The 16,837-nt window shown below is 43.9% G+C and carries 18 protein-coding genes; 7 read left to right on the top strand and 11 right to left on the bottom strand.

The window, feature by feature from the left end; translation table 11 throughout:
* Positions 1 to 283 precede the first annotated feature (283 nt).
* The 7 genes from AACW75_RS13580 (at position 284) to AACW75_RS13550 (ending at position 3,645) form a co-directional block, all read left to right on the top strand.
* Entirely contained in the window at positions 284 to 631 is a 348-nt protein-coding gene (locus tag AACW75_RS13580) for a hypothetical protein (protein WP_145571851.1), read from the top strand.
* A 22-nt stretch (positions 632 to 653) separates the two neighbouring features.
* The gene (locus AACW75_RS13575; protein ID WP_017075898.1) at positions 654 to 1,139 is read left to right on the top strand and encodes a hypothetical protein; all 486 of its coding nucleotides are present in this window, start codon (positions 654 to 656) and stop codon (positions 1,137 to 1,139) included.
* Between the two features lie 3 nt (positions 1,140 to 1,142).
* Positions 1,143 to 1,637 carry a hypothetical protein gene (locus AACW75_RS13570; protein ID WP_145571853.1) on the top strand — a complete coding sequence of 165 codons (495 nt, stop codon included), beginning with the start codon at positions 1,143 to 1,145 and terminating at the stop codon, positions 1,635 to 1,637.
* A gap of 59 nt (positions 1,638 to 1,696) precedes the next feature.
* Complete coding sequence (locus AACW75_RS13565) at positions 1,697 to 2,104, top strand: hypothetical protein (RefSeq protein WP_017076485.1); 408 nt, start codon at positions 1,697 to 1,699, stop codon at positions 2,102 to 2,104.
* 1 nt (position 2,105) lies between these two features.
* The gene (locus tag AACW75_RS13560) at positions 2,106 to 2,573 is read left to right on the top strand and encodes a hypothetical protein (protein WP_145571855.1); all 468 of its coding nucleotides are present in this window, start codon (positions 2,106 to 2,108) and stop codon (positions 2,571 to 2,573) included.
* A gap of 318 nt (positions 2,574 to 2,891) precedes the next feature.
* Entirely contained in the window at positions 2,892 to 3,248 is a 357-nt protein-coding gene (hpf, locus tag AACW75_RS13555) for a ribosome hibernation-promoting factor, HPF/YfiA family (protein WP_017076487.1), read from the top strand.
* A 241-nt stretch (positions 3,249 to 3,489) separates the two neighbouring features.
* Positions 3,490 to 3,645, top strand: coding sequence for a DUF3012 domain-containing protein (locus AACW75_RS13550; RefSeq protein WP_017076488.1), 156 nt, complete (start codon positions 3,490 to 3,492; stop codon positions 3,643 to 3,645).
* Positions 3,646 to 3,803: 158 nt separating this feature from the next.
* On the opposite strand, the gene phnE (AACW75_RS13545) is transcribed toward AACW75_RS13550, so the two are convergent.
* From phnE (AACW75_RS13545) to AACW75_RS13495, 11 genes are all read right to left on the bottom strand, one after another.
* Positions 3,804 to 4,607: a phosphonate ABC transporter, permease protein PhnE gene (gene phnE, locus AACW75_RS13545; protein WP_017076489.1), complete on the bottom strand. Its 804-nt coding sequence runs from the start codon at positions 4,605 to 4,607 to the stop codon at positions 3,804 to 3,806.
* Positions 4,607 to 5,404 carry a phosphonate ABC transporter, permease protein PhnE gene (phnE, locus tag AACW75_RS13540; RefSeq protein WP_145571857.1) on the bottom strand — a complete coding sequence of 266 codons (798 nt, stop codon included), beginning with the start codon at positions 5,402 to 5,404 and terminating at the stop codon, positions 4,607 to 4,609. Before phnE (AACW75_RS13540) ends, phnE (AACW75_RS13545) begins: the two co-directional genes overlap by 1 nt.
* Positions 5,392 to 6,162 carry a phosphonate ABC transporter ATP-binding protein gene (phnC, locus tag AACW75_RS13535; protein ID WP_017076491.1) on the bottom strand — a complete coding sequence of 257 codons (771 nt, stop codon included), beginning with the start codon at positions 6,160 to 6,162 and terminating at the stop codon, positions 5,392 to 5,394. The genes phnE (AACW75_RS13540) and phnC overlap by 13 nt, the downstream gene beginning before the upstream one ends.
* 115 nt (positions 6,163 to 6,277) lie before the next feature.
* Positions 6,278 to 7,318 carry a phosphate/phosphite/phosphonate ABC transporter substrate-binding protein gene (phnD, locus tag AACW75_RS13530; protein ID WP_145571858.1) on the bottom strand — a complete coding sequence of 347 codons (1,041 nt, stop codon included), beginning with the start codon at positions 7,316 to 7,318 and terminating at the stop codon, positions 6,278 to 6,280.
* Positions 7,319 to 7,606: 288 nt separating this feature from the next.
* Positions 7,607 to 8,827, bottom strand: a complete 1,221-nt coding sequence (locus AACW75_RS13525) for a glycerophosphodiester phosphodiesterase family protein (protein WP_145571860.1) — start codon at positions 8,825 to 8,827, stop codon at positions 7,607 to 7,609.
* Positions 8,828 to 9,105: 278 nt separating this feature from the next.
* On the bottom strand, positions 9,106 to 10,458 hold the full coding sequence (locus AACW75_RS13520; protein WP_145571862.1) for a sigma-54-dependent transcriptional regulator: 1,353 nt from the start codon (positions 10,456 to 10,458) through the stop codon (positions 9,106 to 9,108).
* On the bottom strand, positions 10,455 to 12,428 hold the full coding sequence (locus tag AACW75_RS13515; RefSeq protein WP_145571864.1) for an ATP-binding protein: 1,974 nt from the start codon (positions 12,426 to 12,428) through the stop codon (positions 10,455 to 10,457). Before AACW75_RS13515 ends, AACW75_RS13520 begins: the two co-directional genes overlap by 4 nt.
* Positions 12,429 to 12,812: 384 nt before the next feature.
* Positions 12,813 to 13,799, bottom strand: a complete 987-nt coding sequence (gene dgcA, locus AACW75_RS13510; RefSeq protein WP_145571865.1) for an N-acetyl-D-Glu racemase DgcA — start codon at positions 13,797 to 13,799, stop codon at positions 12,813 to 12,815.
* 57 nt (positions 13,800 to 13,856) lie between these two features.
* Positions 13,857 to 14,864 (bottom strand): N-acetyltransferase DgcN, encoded by a 1,008-nt coding sequence (gene dgcN / locus AACW75_RS13505; protein WP_145571867.1) that lies wholly within the window; start codon positions 14,862 to 14,864, stop codon positions 13,857 to 13,859.
* Positions 14,865 to 14,955: 91 nt separating this feature from the next.
* Positions 14,956 to 15,846, bottom strand: coding sequence for a LysR family transcriptional regulator (locus tag AACW75_RS13500; protein WP_145571869.1), 891 nt, complete (start codon positions 15,844 to 15,846; stop codon positions 14,956 to 14,958).
* A gap of 77 nt (positions 15,847 to 15,923) precedes the next feature.
* Positions 15,924 to 16,778 carry an SGNH/GDSL hydrolase family protein gene (locus AACW75_RS13495; protein WP_145571871.1) on the bottom strand — a complete coding sequence of 285 codons (855 nt, stop codon included), beginning with the start codon at positions 16,776 to 16,778 and terminating at the stop codon, positions 15,924 to 15,926.
* Positions 16,779 to 16,837: the final 59 nt, after the last annotated feature.

Genomic DNA, 16,837 nt, shown 5'->3' with positions numbered 1-16,837 from the left:
GTTAGAGTATCCCGTACCAATCGTCGCCTCAACGGTTAACTGTTCTTTATATCAGTAATTGTGATACTGAGTGACGAATTGATAAAAATCACTACCATAACTGACCTTCGCTCTATCCTCTCAAAGATTCCACTCTTCTTCGATTTCAAACGACAAACTATCTTAAATAAAAAACCGACACCATTTTTACCGTACTGTCAGCCTTATGTCAGTGGCGCAAAATGGTAAGTCCTGCGTTCGAACGAAACTAAAATGAGATCTCGATCATCATTTTGAGGTTCTCATGAAGGCTATTTACATCATTACTGCAGCTTTATTGCTGAGCAGCTCTTTAGCAAATGCAAACGTGCACAAATGGAAAAATACCGAATTTCAGACCTATTCCGATAAAACGCAGGTGAGGTTTTTATTAGTAAACCGTTACACCAAACAAGCGGATTACTACCTGCGAATTGATGACAAAGAATTCCCAAACAAAATCACACTGAATGCGAACCAAGAGTTAGAACTGGACATCAATGTTAAGACACCAGCAGCTCAAACAACCAAGAAAAAGCTCTGCACACGCATGGTAACGGACTCTCCGAACAGCTACGAAGTGTGCACGAACCTTAAATTTACACGGTATTAATCAAATTCAAACGGTACTCACGATGCACAAAATCATAACCACGCTACGCAGAGCTTTATTGACTGTCGTTGCACTGGCTATCGCTTCATTGACCAGCCTTTCTCTAACAAACCCGGCATTGGCAAACCCGATACCGAGTGTATCTAACCCATCAGGAACCGACCGAGTTCGCACTTCTCAAGGCGCTTCTTGTGAGCAGGCTATCTCTACAGGAAAAACCGTACAGTTCGGTACTTATGGGTCAACCGGTAATGAAGATAGTGACAGCTATTACAACAATTATTACTACCAGAATCAGGATGAGGCAGGCGTGTACGCAGCTGTTACATTCCAATTTGGTGGTGAAGATAGAGTTGACTGTCGTCGACTCTACGAGTTCGAGCTCCGTGAGCGAGAACGTTTAGAAGAGCTAGCTCAAGCGGAGCATGAGTTAAAGCTATTACAAATCGAAGCAGAGAAATATCGCCTGCTGAAGATGAAACAAAGCAATACCACTTTTTCGGAGTAAAAAATGCTGAATAAAAAACCATTATTTGGCCTAGTTGCCATGTCTATTTTCGTAACTGGATCGGCGATTGCCGTACCGCCAAATCATCAAGATGACAAAACAGGTGATGTTGTATTCTCAGCATCTGTGGAGTCTCAATGTGGCATAGAAGCCACGGAAGACAAGGCTGATTTGGCTTTTGGTGAAAATTACAATGAATCCTATGCGACCGTGAAACTGGTGAGTAACAGGAACGGAATTAAAGTTCGAGCGGAAGAGATCAAATTGGAATCGTTCGATGGCCAAATTCAAAAAAGCGATGTGTACTTCCAATCAACGGGGACAACGGATATCTCCCAATCAGCTGAAGGTTGGGAATCGGGGGTAGACATCACTCGAGATCAAATCCGTGAAGATAATAATATGAATCTATACGCTCGTATTGCTATTGATGAAAGTAACCTTGATGCAAGTGACGACTACGAAGTAAAAACAAAATGGAAGATCGAGTGTAACTAACCCACTCACTCTCACACGGCAAGCCCTCTTCAAAGAGGGCTTACTGACTCAGAGGCCTTATGAAAACCTTATTATTATTCTTTTCGATACTGTTTATCGCACCCTATGCTTTGAGCGCAGGATTCGATAGGCAAGAGGTCGAGCATTTCAATCAAATGTGTGTGGATGGTTCAGACAACCACCAACGTCGAATTTTTGATGCACTTTCAAATTCAGAATACATCGACTGGTCGAGCATCGAATTAGTCGATACAGAGAGTCGTGTTAACTATACCGATACTACTGTCGAGATTAAACAAACAGATCGCGTCACGTGTGACCTTATTGTCGAGTACAAATACCACCACGCCGACATTGTCCTAAGCTCAACCTATCAGGTATCACTAAAGGATAAGCAGACCATCAGCAACGTCGCTGTCACTCAGCAAGCGGTCACGGATTTTATCGTCCGCGTTATGGTGAACTAACATGCTACGTTTTATTGTCGCATTCATCCTAATCAGCTTATCCAGTTGTACATTGGCATTCAATAATCACTCAACTCTTAGCTTTAATAAGCACGTAAGAGAACGTTGTGGGTTAGAAGTGATCAACAATCAAGGCGAAATGAGCTTTGGGCAAGACTACGATGGCCGAGCGATCGTCTTAAGACTGGAGTCCAATCGTAAAGACTCGCGATTGCTTCTCAAACTCCAGTATATTGACCTAGGCTCTACTAATGAACCTCGCCTTTCTCAACTCGTTCGATTTAAAGTCGAAACGCCTGTTCTCTATGAAGGCGACATTGATTATTGGCGTCAGGGAGTTGAGTTTCCCGTCGAGCATCTTGCATCAAATCAAGAAGTAGACATTAAAGCACGAATTGCCATACCCGAATCACAAGTGACGGCTGGTGAGTTTCACTTAAATATGGAATGGGCGGTTGAGTGTCTATAAATCAGCGCTATTTGGGTGTTTATTTATCGAATAACGAGAGGTACGAAAGAGTGACAAGTTCGGAATTATAAAACCAAGGCGGGGAAATTCTCTAGGTTTGAAGTCAAGAGTAGAGTAAATAATCAAGGATGGAGTTTTTTTGAACATGTATTGAAAACACGAAACATAATATGCGCTCTGTACATCGGACTTTCAAGGGACTAACGAGAGATTATTTGATAACACTGAAGTTAATCACACATGTGCTATTTCACGGTTGGTCAATCCATCCGATGTTTGCTACGTTTAAATGACACAGTCATTGGAAAGGTATGATTTATGAAAATAAATGTTCAAACACATCACGTATCAATTAACGACGAGTCACGTAAAGACATCGAAAGTAAATTCGAGAAGATATCTAACCATTTCCCATCACTGATTAGTTGCGACATTATCATCACAAAAGAACACAGCCAACATCAGGTTGAAGTTTTCACCAACTATGAAGGTGTACGTGTAACAGCAAAAGCAACAAATGACGTTATGTATCCAGCTATCGCTTCAGCACTCAAAAAACTTGAAGTAGGACTAAGTAACCGTAAGGGGCAATTAAAAGCCGATCTACACGAGAAACCAACCAGTACGAAGCCAGAAATTGCTTCAGACATCATCCAAGAGATGAAGTTGGTATAATTACTCAAGTAGTTGAAGCGTACTAACTAATAGTAATAGACGCTCATTAAGATTTTCAAAGCCAGCACTTGTTGCTGGCTTTTTCGATTTCTCTAACCTATCCCTGCACTATTTTTCTAAATTCAACCTCGAAGTACCTCCCCTGATAAACGTGTATAAACGATTGGCGCTCCTAACAATAACTTGTAATACTGAGCAAAGTTATGAACGGTAATTTATAGCCAATGAAGAGATATTTACTATGAAAAAAGTCGCACTAATTCTATTTCTAGCTTCTCAACTTATGGCTTGCACAGAAGTAGGCAGTGAAGCCTGGTGTGTTGATATGAAAGAGAAGCCTAAAGGTGACTGGACGGCTAACGAAGCCGGTGATTTTGCCAAGCATTGTATTTTCTAAAAAAGCACTCACCATTCCAATATATTTGTCTTTTTAGATAAAAAAACGACCGCTAGGTAGACCGAAGTACCTAGGGTCGTTTGAGCTTAAAAATGCTAGATAAGCTCTCAACTTTCACGCAGCACATACCACACAGAACGCGCCACACAACAATATGTCTATATGAGTTTGTTACGGATGTGGATCACTACGGCTTCTGCAACGATAACTACCGCAAAGATACTCACTAGTACCATCGACACTTTTTGCCACTCAAATAGGTTCTGCGCATCGTTAAGCACCACGCCAATGCCACCTGCGCCCACCAAACCCAGTACTGCAGATTCACGTACATTAATGTCCCAACGGAACAATACGATTGAGTAGAACGCTGGCATCACTTGTGGCCAATACCCTTTGAGCAAAACGCTCATCCACGAAGCCCCTGTTGCGCGCAGAGCTTCAATCGGCCCCATGTTCACTTCGGCAATCGCTTCCGCTAACAGCTTCCCTACAAAGCCGATACTGCGAATGGCAATCGCCATAATGCCTGCAAGCACACCGGGGCCAAACAGTGCGATGAACAACAACGCCCAAACCAATGAGTTCACAGAGCGTGAAGACACGAGAAAGAATTGAGCAATCCAGTTCAGCGCTTTATTGGGTGTGATATTTGGCGCATTCATTAACGCCAAAGGAATCGCAAACACCAAGGTAAAAAGTGTCCCTAAGGTCGCGATATGTAACGTTTCGATCATCGCTGCGTGAATCGACTCAGGATAGAACGCATAGTCCACTGGCACCATTCGCTCAAACATGTCGACAAACTGTGCGGGTGCGTCGTATAAAAACTCAGGTATCACTTCAACCGTCTGCCAAGACCAAACGATGGCACACACTAGGCTGAGATAAACGGCAAAACGAGCAATGCGTTCGTTAGGTGTAAAGCGTTGCCACTCTTTATCGATAGATGCAGTTGTCATTAGAAGATCCTCCTAACAATGTTGGAAAGGAATTCACCCACAAGAATCAGAGCGATAATAGTCATCAAAATAGCCGCGACAAAGTCATAGTCGAAACGCTGGAATGCCGAGAAAAGAGTACCACCAAGGCCACCAGCACCTACAATACCGACCATGGTTGAATTACGTAGATTTGAATCCAACTGGTAACTTGCAAAGCCAATGAAACGGGTAAATACTTGAGGCATAACGGCATACAAGATGACACTAGTAAAACTTGCGCCCGTTGCTTTAATCGCTTCCACAGGTTTAAAAGAGATCTCTTCAATTGCCTCAGCAAAAAGCTTGGCGATAAAGCCAATTGATGCAAAGACCAAGGTCAAGATACCGGCCAAAGCTCCAAAACCCACCGCTTTTACAAATAGGATGGCAATGATCACTGGGTGAAAAGAACGACACAGTGCGATGAAGCAACGAATTGGCGTTGATACAATTGAGGGCATCATGTTTCTTGCGGCAAGTAAGCCAAGAAACAATGAAATTACGATACCAAAAAAGCTTGAGATAATGGCAATCTGTAAGCTTTCGGCTAAGCCACTCAATAGTAGACTGGTACGTGAGAAATCTGGCGGAAACATTCGTGATAGTAACCGCTCACTTTCGCCAAAACCGATGACCAAGCGATCAAAAGTTAGCCCTAGCGTCGAAAAACTGTAGAACAGGTAAGCAACGATAGCTGCAATGATCGCGCGATTCGTCCAAGAGGTTTTAAACGGATTTTCACGGTTCAGAGACGAGCTTGGGGTTAATCCAGCCATGACTCACCCCCATAGATAATTTTTAGGTCGTCCTCAGAGATACCTTCAGGACTGCCGTCGTAATGCACCTTGCCATTACACATACCAATAATGCGCTTGGCATAACGTTTCGCTAAGTTCACATCATGAATGTTAACCAACACTGGGATATTTTTCTGCTCTGCAAATGTTTCCATGAGCTCCATGATCTCAACCGCAGTTTTTGGGTCAAGCGATGAAGTTGGTTCGTCTGCTAATAAAACATATGGGTCTTGCATAACAGCGCGAGCTATACCGACACGCTGTCTCTGACCGCCCGATAAGCTGTCAGCACGTTGGTTTGCAAAATCTTGTAGGCCAACAAATTCAAGCAACTCGAAGGCTTTTGCTAAGTCTTGTGGAGAGTAGTTACGACGCCATGCATTCCAAGCTGTCATATAACCCAAACGGCCACTCAGCACGTTCTCGATAACCGTCAAACGTTCAACAAGATTATATTCTTGAAAAACCATTCCTATATGACGGCGCTGTCTGCGTAACGCTTGCCCTTTTAATTGGGTCAGATCGGCACCATCAAAAATAATCTCGCCTTGGCTTGGGTCATTAAGGCGGTTGATACAACGGAGAAGTGTACTTTTACCAGTACCCGATGGGCCAATAATTGCGATAATTCCCGGCTCATCGATATCAATATTAATACCTTTAAGGATTGGCTTGCCTGCCACGTATTCATGAAAAAGGTTGTTTATCTTTATTCCTTCATAGCTTGCTACGGCCATACTGCATTTCCTTGTGCGAATTTTAAAATGATCTATGCCCTACCCGTGAGGGCATAGATTTTAAATAAGCTTACTCAGAGAATAAGCTGAATAGTTAAATCATTAACGAAGGGAATTACTGGCTATCGGCTTGTTTTGCTAGCTCTGCAGCTTTTTTCTTAGCACGCTTCGCTGCGTCTTTCTCTGCCAGTTTCTTTAGGCCAGCTTTGGTGTAAGCCGTACCTGTTGCATGTGCGATATCACGAATCACATCCCACTCTTCTTTGTAGCTAATCGGTGAGAAACGATCTGCACCCTTGAACGATGCACTCATTTCAGGTGTAAAGCGGTAGCTAAAGAAAGCTTCGGTGATCTTCTCAGCAAGTTCTGGTTTTAGGTTGTAAGCATAACCAAAAGCAGAGGTTGGGAAACGAGGGCTACGATAGATGATCTTCAGTTCAGAATCGTCGACACGACCCGCTGCAACCATACGATCGTACACATCCGATGCCACAGGTGCTGCATCATAGTCTCCGTTGAATACACCTAGAATAGATTGATCATGTTTACCTGAGTACAGAACTTTGTAATCCTCATCTGGTACTAAGCCTTTCGCTGGGAATAACGCACGAGGAGCTAGGTTGCCAGAGTTTGATGATGCAGAAGTATGTGCAACTTTTTTCCCTATAAGATCAGACATTTTATTAATGCCGCTGTCTTTACGCACAATCGTGATTAGGTTGTAGCCTTGGAAGCCAGACTCATCGCCTTTCACTGCAATTGGAACGTAACCTGCCAGGTTTACCGCATAGCCAGTAGGGCCTGTAGAGAAACCAGCAACATGCAATCGACCTGAACGCATCGCTTCTACTTGCGCTGAGTTCGAGTGCACGGTGTAGTAAATCACTCGCTTGCCGGTAACCTTACTTAAGTGTGCTTGGAAGTCTGCGAACGCATCTTTGTACAACGCAGGGTCTTCTACTGGAGTGTAGGTAAACACAAGCGTACTTGGGTCATTCCACTCGTCTGGATTCTTTGGTGAATCGGCCACCAAATCTTGGTTTTCGTCACAGTATCGATCGTCTAACACACCACGACTAGAGCATTCGCTTGCCATAGCCATTGAAGGAAGTAGTAATGAGCTAGCGATTAACAGTCCTTTAACACTGATTTTCATATTCAAACCTTATTTTTACTTATCGTTGAAAGTCACCTTGGTCATTGCAGCCTTTGTGCCATCTTTTAAATCATTTAAAATCAATGTGTTAATATAAATTCAATTTTCGACAATTACTTTTGTGTCATTCATGTCCAACTCAAAAGCTGACATTTGGGTCATTTATGTCCCAGTGATTTTAATGGTAAAAAAAGAGCCCGAAGGCTCTTTGGTTCACTGCTTTTTCTATTATTATTTCTTGATTGAACGATTAACGATCAAGAGTCAAAACCGATAGTTCGCCAACGCCTAGGCGTCGCTGTCCATACAGTTAGCGTAGTAAGTCACGGTTGCAGGCCAATCGCTGAATACGCCCATCACACCCACGTCTTGCGCCAGTACATCGAGCATTTTCATCATATCGCCATCATTATTGATGCCGTCTGTCACGCTCTTGTAATACCAGCCACCGCCTTGAGCAAGTGGGCCTGAGCGCTCTAATGTCCATGCGATGATCTCGAGATCTGCATCTTTCGCCAATTTCGCGTAGTTTGACGCAACCAGTTCGTTTTTCTCGTCTAAATCAACCAGAGCAAACAAAGGTGGTGCAATAATATTCACACCAGCGTCGTGTAGCTCTTTCATGTTTTCAGCAGAGGCGACAAAGTCCGCTTGCTCATAAACACGGTCATCAAGATAAACGGCCTGTTTACCGAACTTAGGCGTTTCCTTAATCCAGTACTTCACATCGTCAAGGTTGAACGACTGCAAGTAAGTTTCAGAAGGTTTAAAACCGGCATCTTTTAACTCATTCACCAGCTTTTGCGCGTACATCTCTTGGCTAAAGCCATTAAAAGGCATTTCTACAGCAGCCGATTTCAATTCAGGGGTTACCTTCACCCCGTGTTCTTTAAACAACGCCGCGCTTTCAGCGTGTGTCATCAGTGTCCCACTCTGGCTGTAAAGGTCAGTCCTCCAGCCCGGAGTGCCATTCATATACTCTTCCACCGTGGTCGCTTTCGGGTTCGCGCCGTCCATTTTGCCTTTTAACGTCCTAAATTCCGCGAGTGTAAAATCAGAAGTACGACACTCAGCTTGAGCATCCTCACCCGTCGCCAGGTTCGCTGGCTTAAATGGAGTCGAACACTTCTTAGCAAGATCCGGGTGCGCCAATACATCAGTTGTTGTATGCAGATCACTTTGTGAGTGACGACATACCAACGCCTTATCCTTAGTGAAAGTGACATCACATTCGACAACACCCGCGCCCATTTGAATCGCGGCTAAGTAGGATTCTTTGGTGTGCTCAGGAAACTGCATTGCAGCGCCACGGTGTCCGATAGAAAAATCACTACGATGGAAAGGTCCTTCGCTACAACTCAGTAGCTTGGTTTTCAAAGGGCTCTCATCCATATTGTTAACTAAAAAGAGGGGACGAGGTCCTAAGTTTGCAGGCTCTTCAGCGGCCCATGCCGTCATTGAGCTAACGCCTAGTATCAGAGCAATAGAACCCTTCAGTATTTGCTTCATGTTTGTATCTCCTTGCAACAAGCAATTATTTTTCTAATTTCCTTTATTCGATCATTCCGTATTTGAACTGGAAGCATTGCCTTCAGATAAACACCGGATAACCTCATGTGAACGTATGCCACCACGTAGGGATTGCACGCATTGTGCCAAATGTTAAAGCTCTTTTATTACAATTACTTGAAACAGTTCATCATTCGTAATTAAACCAAATGGGTCATTGTTGTCTTGTGCTTTTACTTGTGATGTTACTTTTTACTTTCATTAAACGACCGAACCGGTTAAGCCTTGAAACTTTCTTTATCCAATTGATGTTTCTTCATTTTTCGATAAAGTGTTTTGCGCGGTAGGTTCAGCTTGTTTGAAACCTCATTGATGTTGCCTGCACTTTCAATTAAGGCTTCGGTCAATACGTTTCTTTCGTATTGCTCCATCTGTTTCTCAAATGCAAAATCTTCACCCGAGGTTTCACAAATCGGTGATTGCAGATCAAAGCCATCACCAACAATACCCAACACAAATCGGTCGGCAACATTACGCAATTCGCGCACATTACCCGGCCATTCGTGTCGACATAACTGCTGTATTTGTTCAGGATAAATCGTTGATGGGCGTGTCTTATATTTTTGGCTTGCTTGAATTACAAAGTGTCGAAAAAGTACCTGAATATCTTCTTTTCTATGGCGCAGCGCTGGGAGGTTTAAGCTCGCAATGTTCAAGCGATAGAATAGATCGGCTCTGAACCCACCCGACTCACTAAGGCGTGCGAGATCCGCTTTACTGGCTGCTACAACCACGATATCGACAGGTATCAATTCATTACCGCCAACACGCTCGATCATTCGCTCTTGAATCACGCGCAGCAGTTTAATCTGCACAGCAATCGGCATGCTCTCAATTTCATCAAGAAACAAGGTGCCACCATTAGCTTGTTCTATTTTGCCAATACGTTTTTTGTTGGCACTGGTAAACGAACCCGCTTCATGACCAAACAGCTCGCTTTCAATAATGCTCTCTGTCATACCACCGCAGTTAATCGCCACAAACGGTTTAGCCTTGCGACGACTAAATTGATGCAAAGCACGAGCAATCACCTCTTTACCCGTTCCGGTTTCACCATTAATGATGGTATCGACGCCGGTATGCGACAAAGCGAGCACTTGCTGACGTATTGTGTCCATTGCTTTTGACTGGCCAATCACCACGGATTCAATGGATAGGTCTATATTCTCTTTATCGCCTGAAGTTTTGTGGCTATTGTGCCGGCATTGCGCCAACGCGAGATCGAGTTTCTCCACCAATTCAGTCGCATTAAGGGGCTTTTCTAGAAAATCGAATGCACCCAACTTCATCGCCTCTATCGCCATCGGAATATCACCGTGACCACTCATCAGCAGCACAGGAACATTGGCTGCTCGGTGTTGAATCGAACTTAACAGTGTCAGCCCATCCACTTTGGGCATGCGTACATCACACAACACCACCGACTGACTGTCCGCTTTAAGGGACTTTAGGCCAAGGTTCGGGTCAGTAAAAGTGGTGATGCTAAAACCTTCCAGCTCTAACATTTCACTCACGGCTTCAACGACATCTATTTCATCGTCGATAAGAACTATGTGTTTGTCTGAAATCATGAGCTTGTGCCTTTTGGTAAAGTGACGATAAATGTTGTGCCTTGGTGTTCAATCGATTCCACGTGAATCGAGCCACCAAAATCTTTTATTATGTTGTAGGCGATAGACAAGCCAAGCCCAAGCCCCTTTCCTGTTGTTTTGCGGGTATAAAAGGGGTCAAACAAATGCGGTATATCCTCTTCAGCAATCCCTAATCCATTGTCTTTGACTAAGATTTGAATCGTGTGTGTGAGATCTTTCGTGGCAATATTGAGTTGAGGTTGGCCTTTATGTTCAACAGCATCCAATGCATTACTGATCAAGTTCACCAGTACCTGTTCCAAGCGTATGCTGTTGGCTCGCACCATCAGGCAGCTTTGCGGTGAATACTGAATCGAGACCGTACTCTGCCTGGTTTCAAAGAGATCAATGGCATCACCAATCACCTTATCCAGTTCCACATTATCAATCTTGCCATCGCTCTTACGCGAGAACGCTTTCAAGTGACGAGTGATCGCTGCTACTTTTTCTAGCAAAACCTCGATCTTTTTCAGGTTTTCTTCCGCCCTGTCTGGCCTTTGTTTGCCTAACCAAAGCTGAGCACTTCGAACATGGCTATTCACAGCAGTCAGAGGTTGATTGATCTCGTGAGTGATCCCGACACTTAACTGCCCCAACGCGGCCAGTTTTCCCGCTTGAACTAATTCGTCTTGAGTAACACGTAGTTTGGCTTCTGCTAAGGTTCGTTCTTCAACCTCAGCCTCTAATTTGCGATTGGTTTGCTTAACAATTTTTGCCGTGGTTTGGAACACCTTGAGATACTTGGCCATTTGCGTCACTTCATCTTTGCCACGAATTGAGACTTCGGTATCTAAATGCCCCGTAGATATGGCAAACATGTTGTCTTTCAGCTGTAACAGCCTTTCTAAAATACTCTTTCGTACGTAGAACCATGAAATGGCAGCGGCGGCCAATACGCTAAACAAAGAAAGAAAAAGAGAGAGACGTTGGTTGGATTGCAAAGACTGCTGCGCTTGCTGAATCGACAAATCAATATTGCTGTTCACCTTACTGGTGTTACTTTCAATTTGTACGGTGAGCTGATTCAGGTGCTCACGACTATTTTGCAGAAAGTACTGTTCTTGATAAAGATGATCGAGCGCTTTGTTCTTGAGTTCATACAAACTGCTGTCGCTAGATGCGAGGTTATAAATAACGGTTAATTGATGATCTAATTTTGGGAAGTCACGTCTCAGATCCCCACTGACCCAGAGTTGCCACCACTCTTCACCTACCTGCTCTAGTCGGTAGCTGGTGTAATCCAACTCATTAAAACTGGAGTCGTTATACAGCTTTTCGACCAAACCTAATTGGTAATAAAGTAAAGACTTTAACTGTGTGTACTGGATTTGAGCTTTGGCTGACTCAGGCAAACGATCAAGTGAATCACTCGCTTGCTGCAACAGAGGATAAAAGCCCTCAAGCAAATTACGAAGTTCTCGATTAAGCTGTTCTGACTCAATTTCACTTTGATACAACAAGCTAAGGCTGTTATTAACTTGAGCAATAAGATCTTTAAAATAGGAGTGATAATCAGGAAATTGAACCATGACGCTGTTCATTTCTGAAATAGCACCTTCAATTTTTAGCATCGCCTGTTTACGTTCTAAATTGGATTCTGCGCCACTGAGTTGGGACGACGTTGTGATAATCACTCGCACCATATCATTGAGGCGGGCGGCGTTATCTAAGGCAGGAATTTCACTTTCTTTTAACTCGACAAGGCGTTGGTTTAAATCATCAAAAGTGAAGCTTGAAACCACGGAAAGGAAGATAGTGGTCATTGATAGCATAGCTAATGCCAACACTAACCGTAGTTCAATGCCTTTCCAACCAAACCACTTGCGGCGTGGAATTTTGATCGAAAACGGGCGTTCGAAACTGTCCTTATTCTCTATTGCTTTGGAGACATGACTACTCACTCGCCCCACCTTATTCTCATCAAAAACCAATATGAATTAGCCAGTGATTCAAATAGTTAGGGCTTACACCTTACTCAACCTCACATCAGATAGCTTTAGTGAAACTATTAAATGAAGAGTAATCATTAACATTTCACATAAGATATCATAACAATTATTTTATAAAGCTTAGGTTGTCTGTTTTGCGACAATAGAAAGTGACCCCACCGACAGAAACGTGATTAGTTTATCAATAAGCCCTTAAATTATACGAATAGTACTCTCAATCAATCAGGGAAAATCTTTGATTATTTAATAAGTTAAGGTTTAGAGATCTAAAAAATCGCACAAGCTTTCACTGATGCGATTTCATTTATTATGTCATGTCCATCAACTAGCCGAAACTGAACGATCTTAGATAATGATCATCCCATCTCGATAAGTTAAAGCTGGCGTAACATCTTGCCCAAGTAACACCGGACCATCAAGGTCGACAATCTCAGATTGAACCGCAATAGGTAGTGCTGCGCGCATCGCCAATGAGGTACCAAGCATACAACCAGACATCAGAGTAAAACCAAGCTTTTGGGCTTGTTCAGCAAGTACCAATGCCTCTGTCAAACCACCGGTTTTATCTAGCTTGATGTTAACCATCTCATACTTGCCTAACAACGATGAAAGTTGCGAAGTGGTATGACAGCTTTCATCAGCACAAAGTGGAATCGGGTGCTTGATGTGTGCCAATGATGCATCATGCTGTTGTGGTAGAGGCTGTTCGATCATAGCAATATCAAATTCAGTCAGTTGGTTAAACAATTCTTCGAGATTCAACCCTGTCCACGCTTCATTGGCATCCAATACAATCGTTACACCTTCCGCAACTTCTCGAACTGCGCGAACACGATCCACCACTTGCTCACCATCAAGTTTCACTTTCAGCAGTTTTGCGCCGTTTGCGACATAATCTCGCGCTTGGGTCGCCATCGCTTCTGGCGTACCAATTGAGACAGTCATCGCGGTGATGATTTGCGTTGGCAGCTCAAACAGGCTTTTCGGGAAGACCTGATCAGCTTGCTTAGCTTCAAGTTCCCAAAGCGCACAATCGACAGCATTTCGCGCTGCCCCTCCAGTCAATAAAGACTGAAGATGATCTCTTAGCTCTGCGGGATCGGTAATGCCTCGCTCAAACATCGCTTCAAGCGCACTAGACGCTTGTTGAATTTGCGCTAACACAGACTCCGACGACTCACCATATCGTGGGTAGGGGGTACATTCCCCTTGAGCTTGTTTGCCATCGTGTTCGATGTGAACACGAACAACATGACACTCAGTTCGGCTGCCGCGAGAGATGCGAAAAGGTGTTTGCATCGCGATAGTAATGGGTTCTGCTGTAATCTTCATAATTTCACTCGGTTGATGTTCGCTTTAACAAATGGAAACGTAGAAATGATGAAGTCGTTAAAGTGAATGTCGCAAATGATTCATAATGTGTTGTACACCAAAACGCACAGGGTCCGTCACGGGTACTTGATATAGTGTGGTCCATTCTTGGCACAATGTCGCAGCATCTTCAGCGCTAATCGACGAGGTGTTCAAACAGATACCAAATAGTTTCGCATCTGGGTTAGTCAATCGCGCCGCTTGCAAGTTAGCTTCAATAGTCTGTTCAATACTTGGCAGTTGCGCGTGTGGCAGATTGCGAATATGTGGCCTTCCAACTTCATGGCACAATACCAAGGCATCGGCTTGCGCGCCATGTAAAAGCCCCAAACTTACACCAGCAAAAGACGGATTGAACAATGAACCTTGCCCTTCAATGATATCCCAATCATGGTCGGTAAATTCTGGGCTAATCGCCTCAACCGCGCCAGAGATAAAATCTGCGACGACGGCATCAATCGAAATTCCGCTGCCTTCAATCAAAATACCGGTCTGCCCTGTCGCTTTAAACTGAGCAGATGTTCCCGCTTGTTTAAGCGATTTTTCAATCGCTAATGCCGAGAACATTTTGCCTACTGAGCAATCCGTTCCGACCGTAAGAAGACGCTTACCTTGACGAGGCTTACCGTTACCTACCTTTAGGTCACCATCAAAATGGCGGACATCATGAAGCTTAGTCAATCCTTGCAGCTCCATGTCAGCAAGCGGTGAAAACTCACCCAATCGTTGGTGCATGCCAGATGCAATCTCAAATCCCATTTCTGCAGCTGCCATTATGGTTGACTGCCATGAGTCAGGAATAACGCCACCAGAGTTTGCCGTGCCAATCACTAAGGTTTTCGCCCCCTGTGCTTGCGCCTGTTGTAACGTCATGTCCGTTAAGCCAAGTGAAACGGTATCGCCCGTTAAACGCAGTTGGCCTAGGCAGATTTCTGGTCGCCACTGGTGAATACCGCGAGCAGTTTTCGCGGCGAGCGGGTCAGTAACATCCCCAAGAAAAAGAAGGTAAGGTTGAGCGATAGACATGAGCGTTCCTAATTAATAAGTCCTTGTATGGATTTACTTTAATTAAGAAATTGGTAGCTGCCGAATACCTATTTATCTCGTGCCTATAACCTTAAGTTATAGGGTGAGTATGGCTATTCAATGAAGCGATAAATTGTTTAACGGAAATCGACTGAGGGGTGTGCTCTGCGCAAAGCATCGATACCGAGAATTGGATATCTGGTTGAAGTGGCAACACACAAACCGAATCTTCATTTTGATACTGCTCTGCCGTCCAAGGATCCACAATCGCAAACCCAGCTTGATATTTAACTAATTCAGCAGCCGCACTATATCCACGCACAGATATTGGATGATGATAATGCTCATCTCGCGCAATAAGGCTTTGATGTAACAGCAGACCTAATGGATCGCGGCTATCGAGCCCGATGATTGGCAACGGATAATTGATCAGATCATCTAGCGTTAATTCTGCCGGTAACTGCTCAACCGTATTGGATGGAACCAAAACCTTGAGTGACTCGGTTAAGAGCATTTCACTTAATATAGCCGGCGGCGCTTCATCGCCAAACGCGATAGCAATATCAAGCTCATGCTTTAACAACCCAGCACACAGTTCATCGCGATTGGCAGTCAGCAACTCAAAAGAGAGCTCTTGTTCGCGAGACATTTGGGCTATCACCGGAGTCAGCAATTTAGTCGCCAGAATCGGTGGCGCACCAATGCGCAAGTGTTGATGCCCTTGCTTCACTTTATTGGTCAAAGAACGGAACTGCCCCAATTGCTGATAGACCTTTTCCGCTTCCGGTAACAAAGTTTTCGCTTCAACCGTTGGTACTAAACGCCCTTTAACTCTTTCAAATAAACCAAAACCGAGTTGTTGCTCTGTGTGCGCCAGAATACGCGTCACGTTAGGTTGTGACACATGCAGATTACGTGCGGCTCCAGATACGGTGCCAGTTTGCATGATGGCGTAAAAGACTTCCAACTGTCTTAGGTTCACATTGATGTCCTTATGGTTCACGAAACAAATCTAGGGGTTGGATTTTCTTATATTAGCTAAGCTGTTTATCGGTCTAGCTAGCTTTTTGCGTGAGTCCATTTTAGTAACTCAGCTATCGCAGGTTGAAGTACCTCAGCCCAAACTTGATAAGCTTTAGCATTCAAATGCAGGTCATCACACGAGTATTCATTCGACAGAATCTGATTAGGCGACAAAACTGAATTCACATCTAAGAACGCAATACCTTGCTGAGAACAGTACTCGCTTATCTTGCTATTGAGCAGTTCAACCGACGAATTCAAACCTTGCAGTTTAGAGCCAACATAAAGCGTTGATTGCACCAATATGCGAATATCCTTTTCTTGCCACACCCTAAGCATATCAATGTAGTTCTGGTAGATATGTTCGACATCATAACCCTGAGCTAAATCGTTTATCCCTGCCATAAAACATACCAGCTTTGGTTTCACATTCAACGTGGTATCAATGCGGCGCAACATGCCTGTTGTGGTATCACCTGCTAGGCCACGATTGACCATTGAGATATCACGGAAAATATCCGCCCACGGGGCCCATTCAGTGATCGAATCACCAAACATCACTAGGTCTGCATTTGGGGAAAAATGGCGGTGATTATCTGATGTCATGATGTAACGGCTCATGCTGTGGCCTCGTTGCTGAATCTCAGATTGGATTGCGACCGATTCGAGGATTTCACTATCAGACGTGGTGCTATCGAATTGAGCCAATAATCCTTCAATGTGAGGTTTGAAAGGGCTAAGACGAGTATTTAATTGATGCTGTTCTTTAAGGGAAGATAATCGCTCTAATAAAGCATATAAAGAGTGGTTTTGACCGACTTCTTGGAATAACTGGTATAAATCGAGGACAGGATTTTGTTGTAGCGCGGCAAGTAATTGCTTGTCTTCCATGGTGTTATCTAACCCTTCAATTATCTGGTGGTGAACTCAGATAATATCCGATTGCATGA

It is taken from the genome of Vibrio sp. L3-7 (assembly GCF_963898195.1).
GTDB lineage: Bacteria > Pseudomonadota > Gammaproteobacteria > Enterobacterales > Vibrionaceae > Vibrio > Vibrio echinoideorum.
Note: the sequence above shows the minus strand (reverse complement) of the source record. Positions and strands in the feature narration are given on the sequence as shown.

What these genes read in the sequence shown, in the direction of transcription:
- AACW75_RS13580 (WP_145571851.1), top strand. Translation starts at nt 284, where the DNA reads ATGAAGGCTATTTACATCATTACTGCAGCTTTATTGCTGAGCAGCTCT.
- AACW75_RS13575 (WP_017075898.1), top strand. Translation starts at nt 654, where the DNA reads ATGCACAAAATCATAACCACGCTACGCAGAGCTTTATTGACTGTCGTT.
- AACW75_RS13570 (WP_145571853.1), top strand. Translation starts at nt 1,143, where the DNA reads ATGCTGAATAAAAAACCATTATTTGGCCTAGTTGCCATGTCTATTTTC.
- AACW75_RS13565 (WP_017076485.1), top strand. Translation starts at nt 1,697, where the DNA reads ATGAAAACCTTATTATTATTCTTTTCGATACTGTTTATCGCACCCTAT.
- AACW75_RS13560 (WP_145571855.1), top strand. Translation starts at nt 2,106, where the DNA reads ATGCTACGTTTTATTGTCGCATTCATCCTAATCAGCTTATCCAGTTGT.
- hpf (WP_017076487.1), top strand. Translation starts at nt 2,892, where the DNA reads ATGAAAATAAATGTTCAAACACATCACGTATCAATTAACGACGAGTCA.
- AACW75_RS13550 (WP_017076488.1), top strand. Translation starts at nt 3,490, where the DNA reads ATGAAAAAAGTCGCACTAATTCTATTTCTAGCTTCTCAACTTATGGCT.
- phnE (WP_017076489.1), bottom strand. Translation starts at nt 4,607, where the DNA reads ATGACAACTGCATCTATCGATAAAGAGTGGCAACGCTTTACACCTAAC.
- phnE (WP_145571857.1), bottom strand. Translation starts at nt 5,404, where the DNA reads ATGGCTGGATTAACCCCAAGCTCGTCTCTGAACCGTGAAAATCCGTTT.
- phnC (WP_017076491.1), bottom strand. Translation starts at nt 6,162, where the DNA reads ATGGCCGTAGCAAGCTATGAAGGAATAAAGATAAACAACCTTTTTCAT.
- phnD (WP_145571858.1), bottom strand. Translation starts at nt 7,318, where the DNA reads ATGAAAATCAGTGTTAAAGGACTGTTAATCGCTAGCTCATTACTACTT.
- AACW75_RS13525 (WP_145571860.1), bottom strand. Translation starts at nt 8,827, where the DNA reads ATGAAGCAAATACTGAAGGGTTCTATTGCTCTGATACTAGGCGTTAGC.
- AACW75_RS13520 (WP_145571862.1), bottom strand. Translation starts at nt 10,458, where the DNA reads ATGATTTCAGACAAACACATAGTTCTTATCGACGATGAAATAGATGTC.
- dgcA (WP_145571865.1), bottom strand. Translation starts at nt 13,799, where the DNA reads ATGAAGATTACAGCAGAACCCATTACTATCGCGATGCAAACACCTTTT.
- dgcN (WP_145571867.1), bottom strand. Translation starts at nt 14,864, where the DNA reads ATGTCTATCGCTCAACCTTACCTTCTTTTTCTTGGGGATGTTACTGAC.
- AACW75_RS13495 (WP_145571871.1), bottom strand. Translation starts at nt 16,778, where the DNA reads ATGGAAGACAAGCAATTACTTGCCGCGCTACAACAAAATCCTGTCCTC.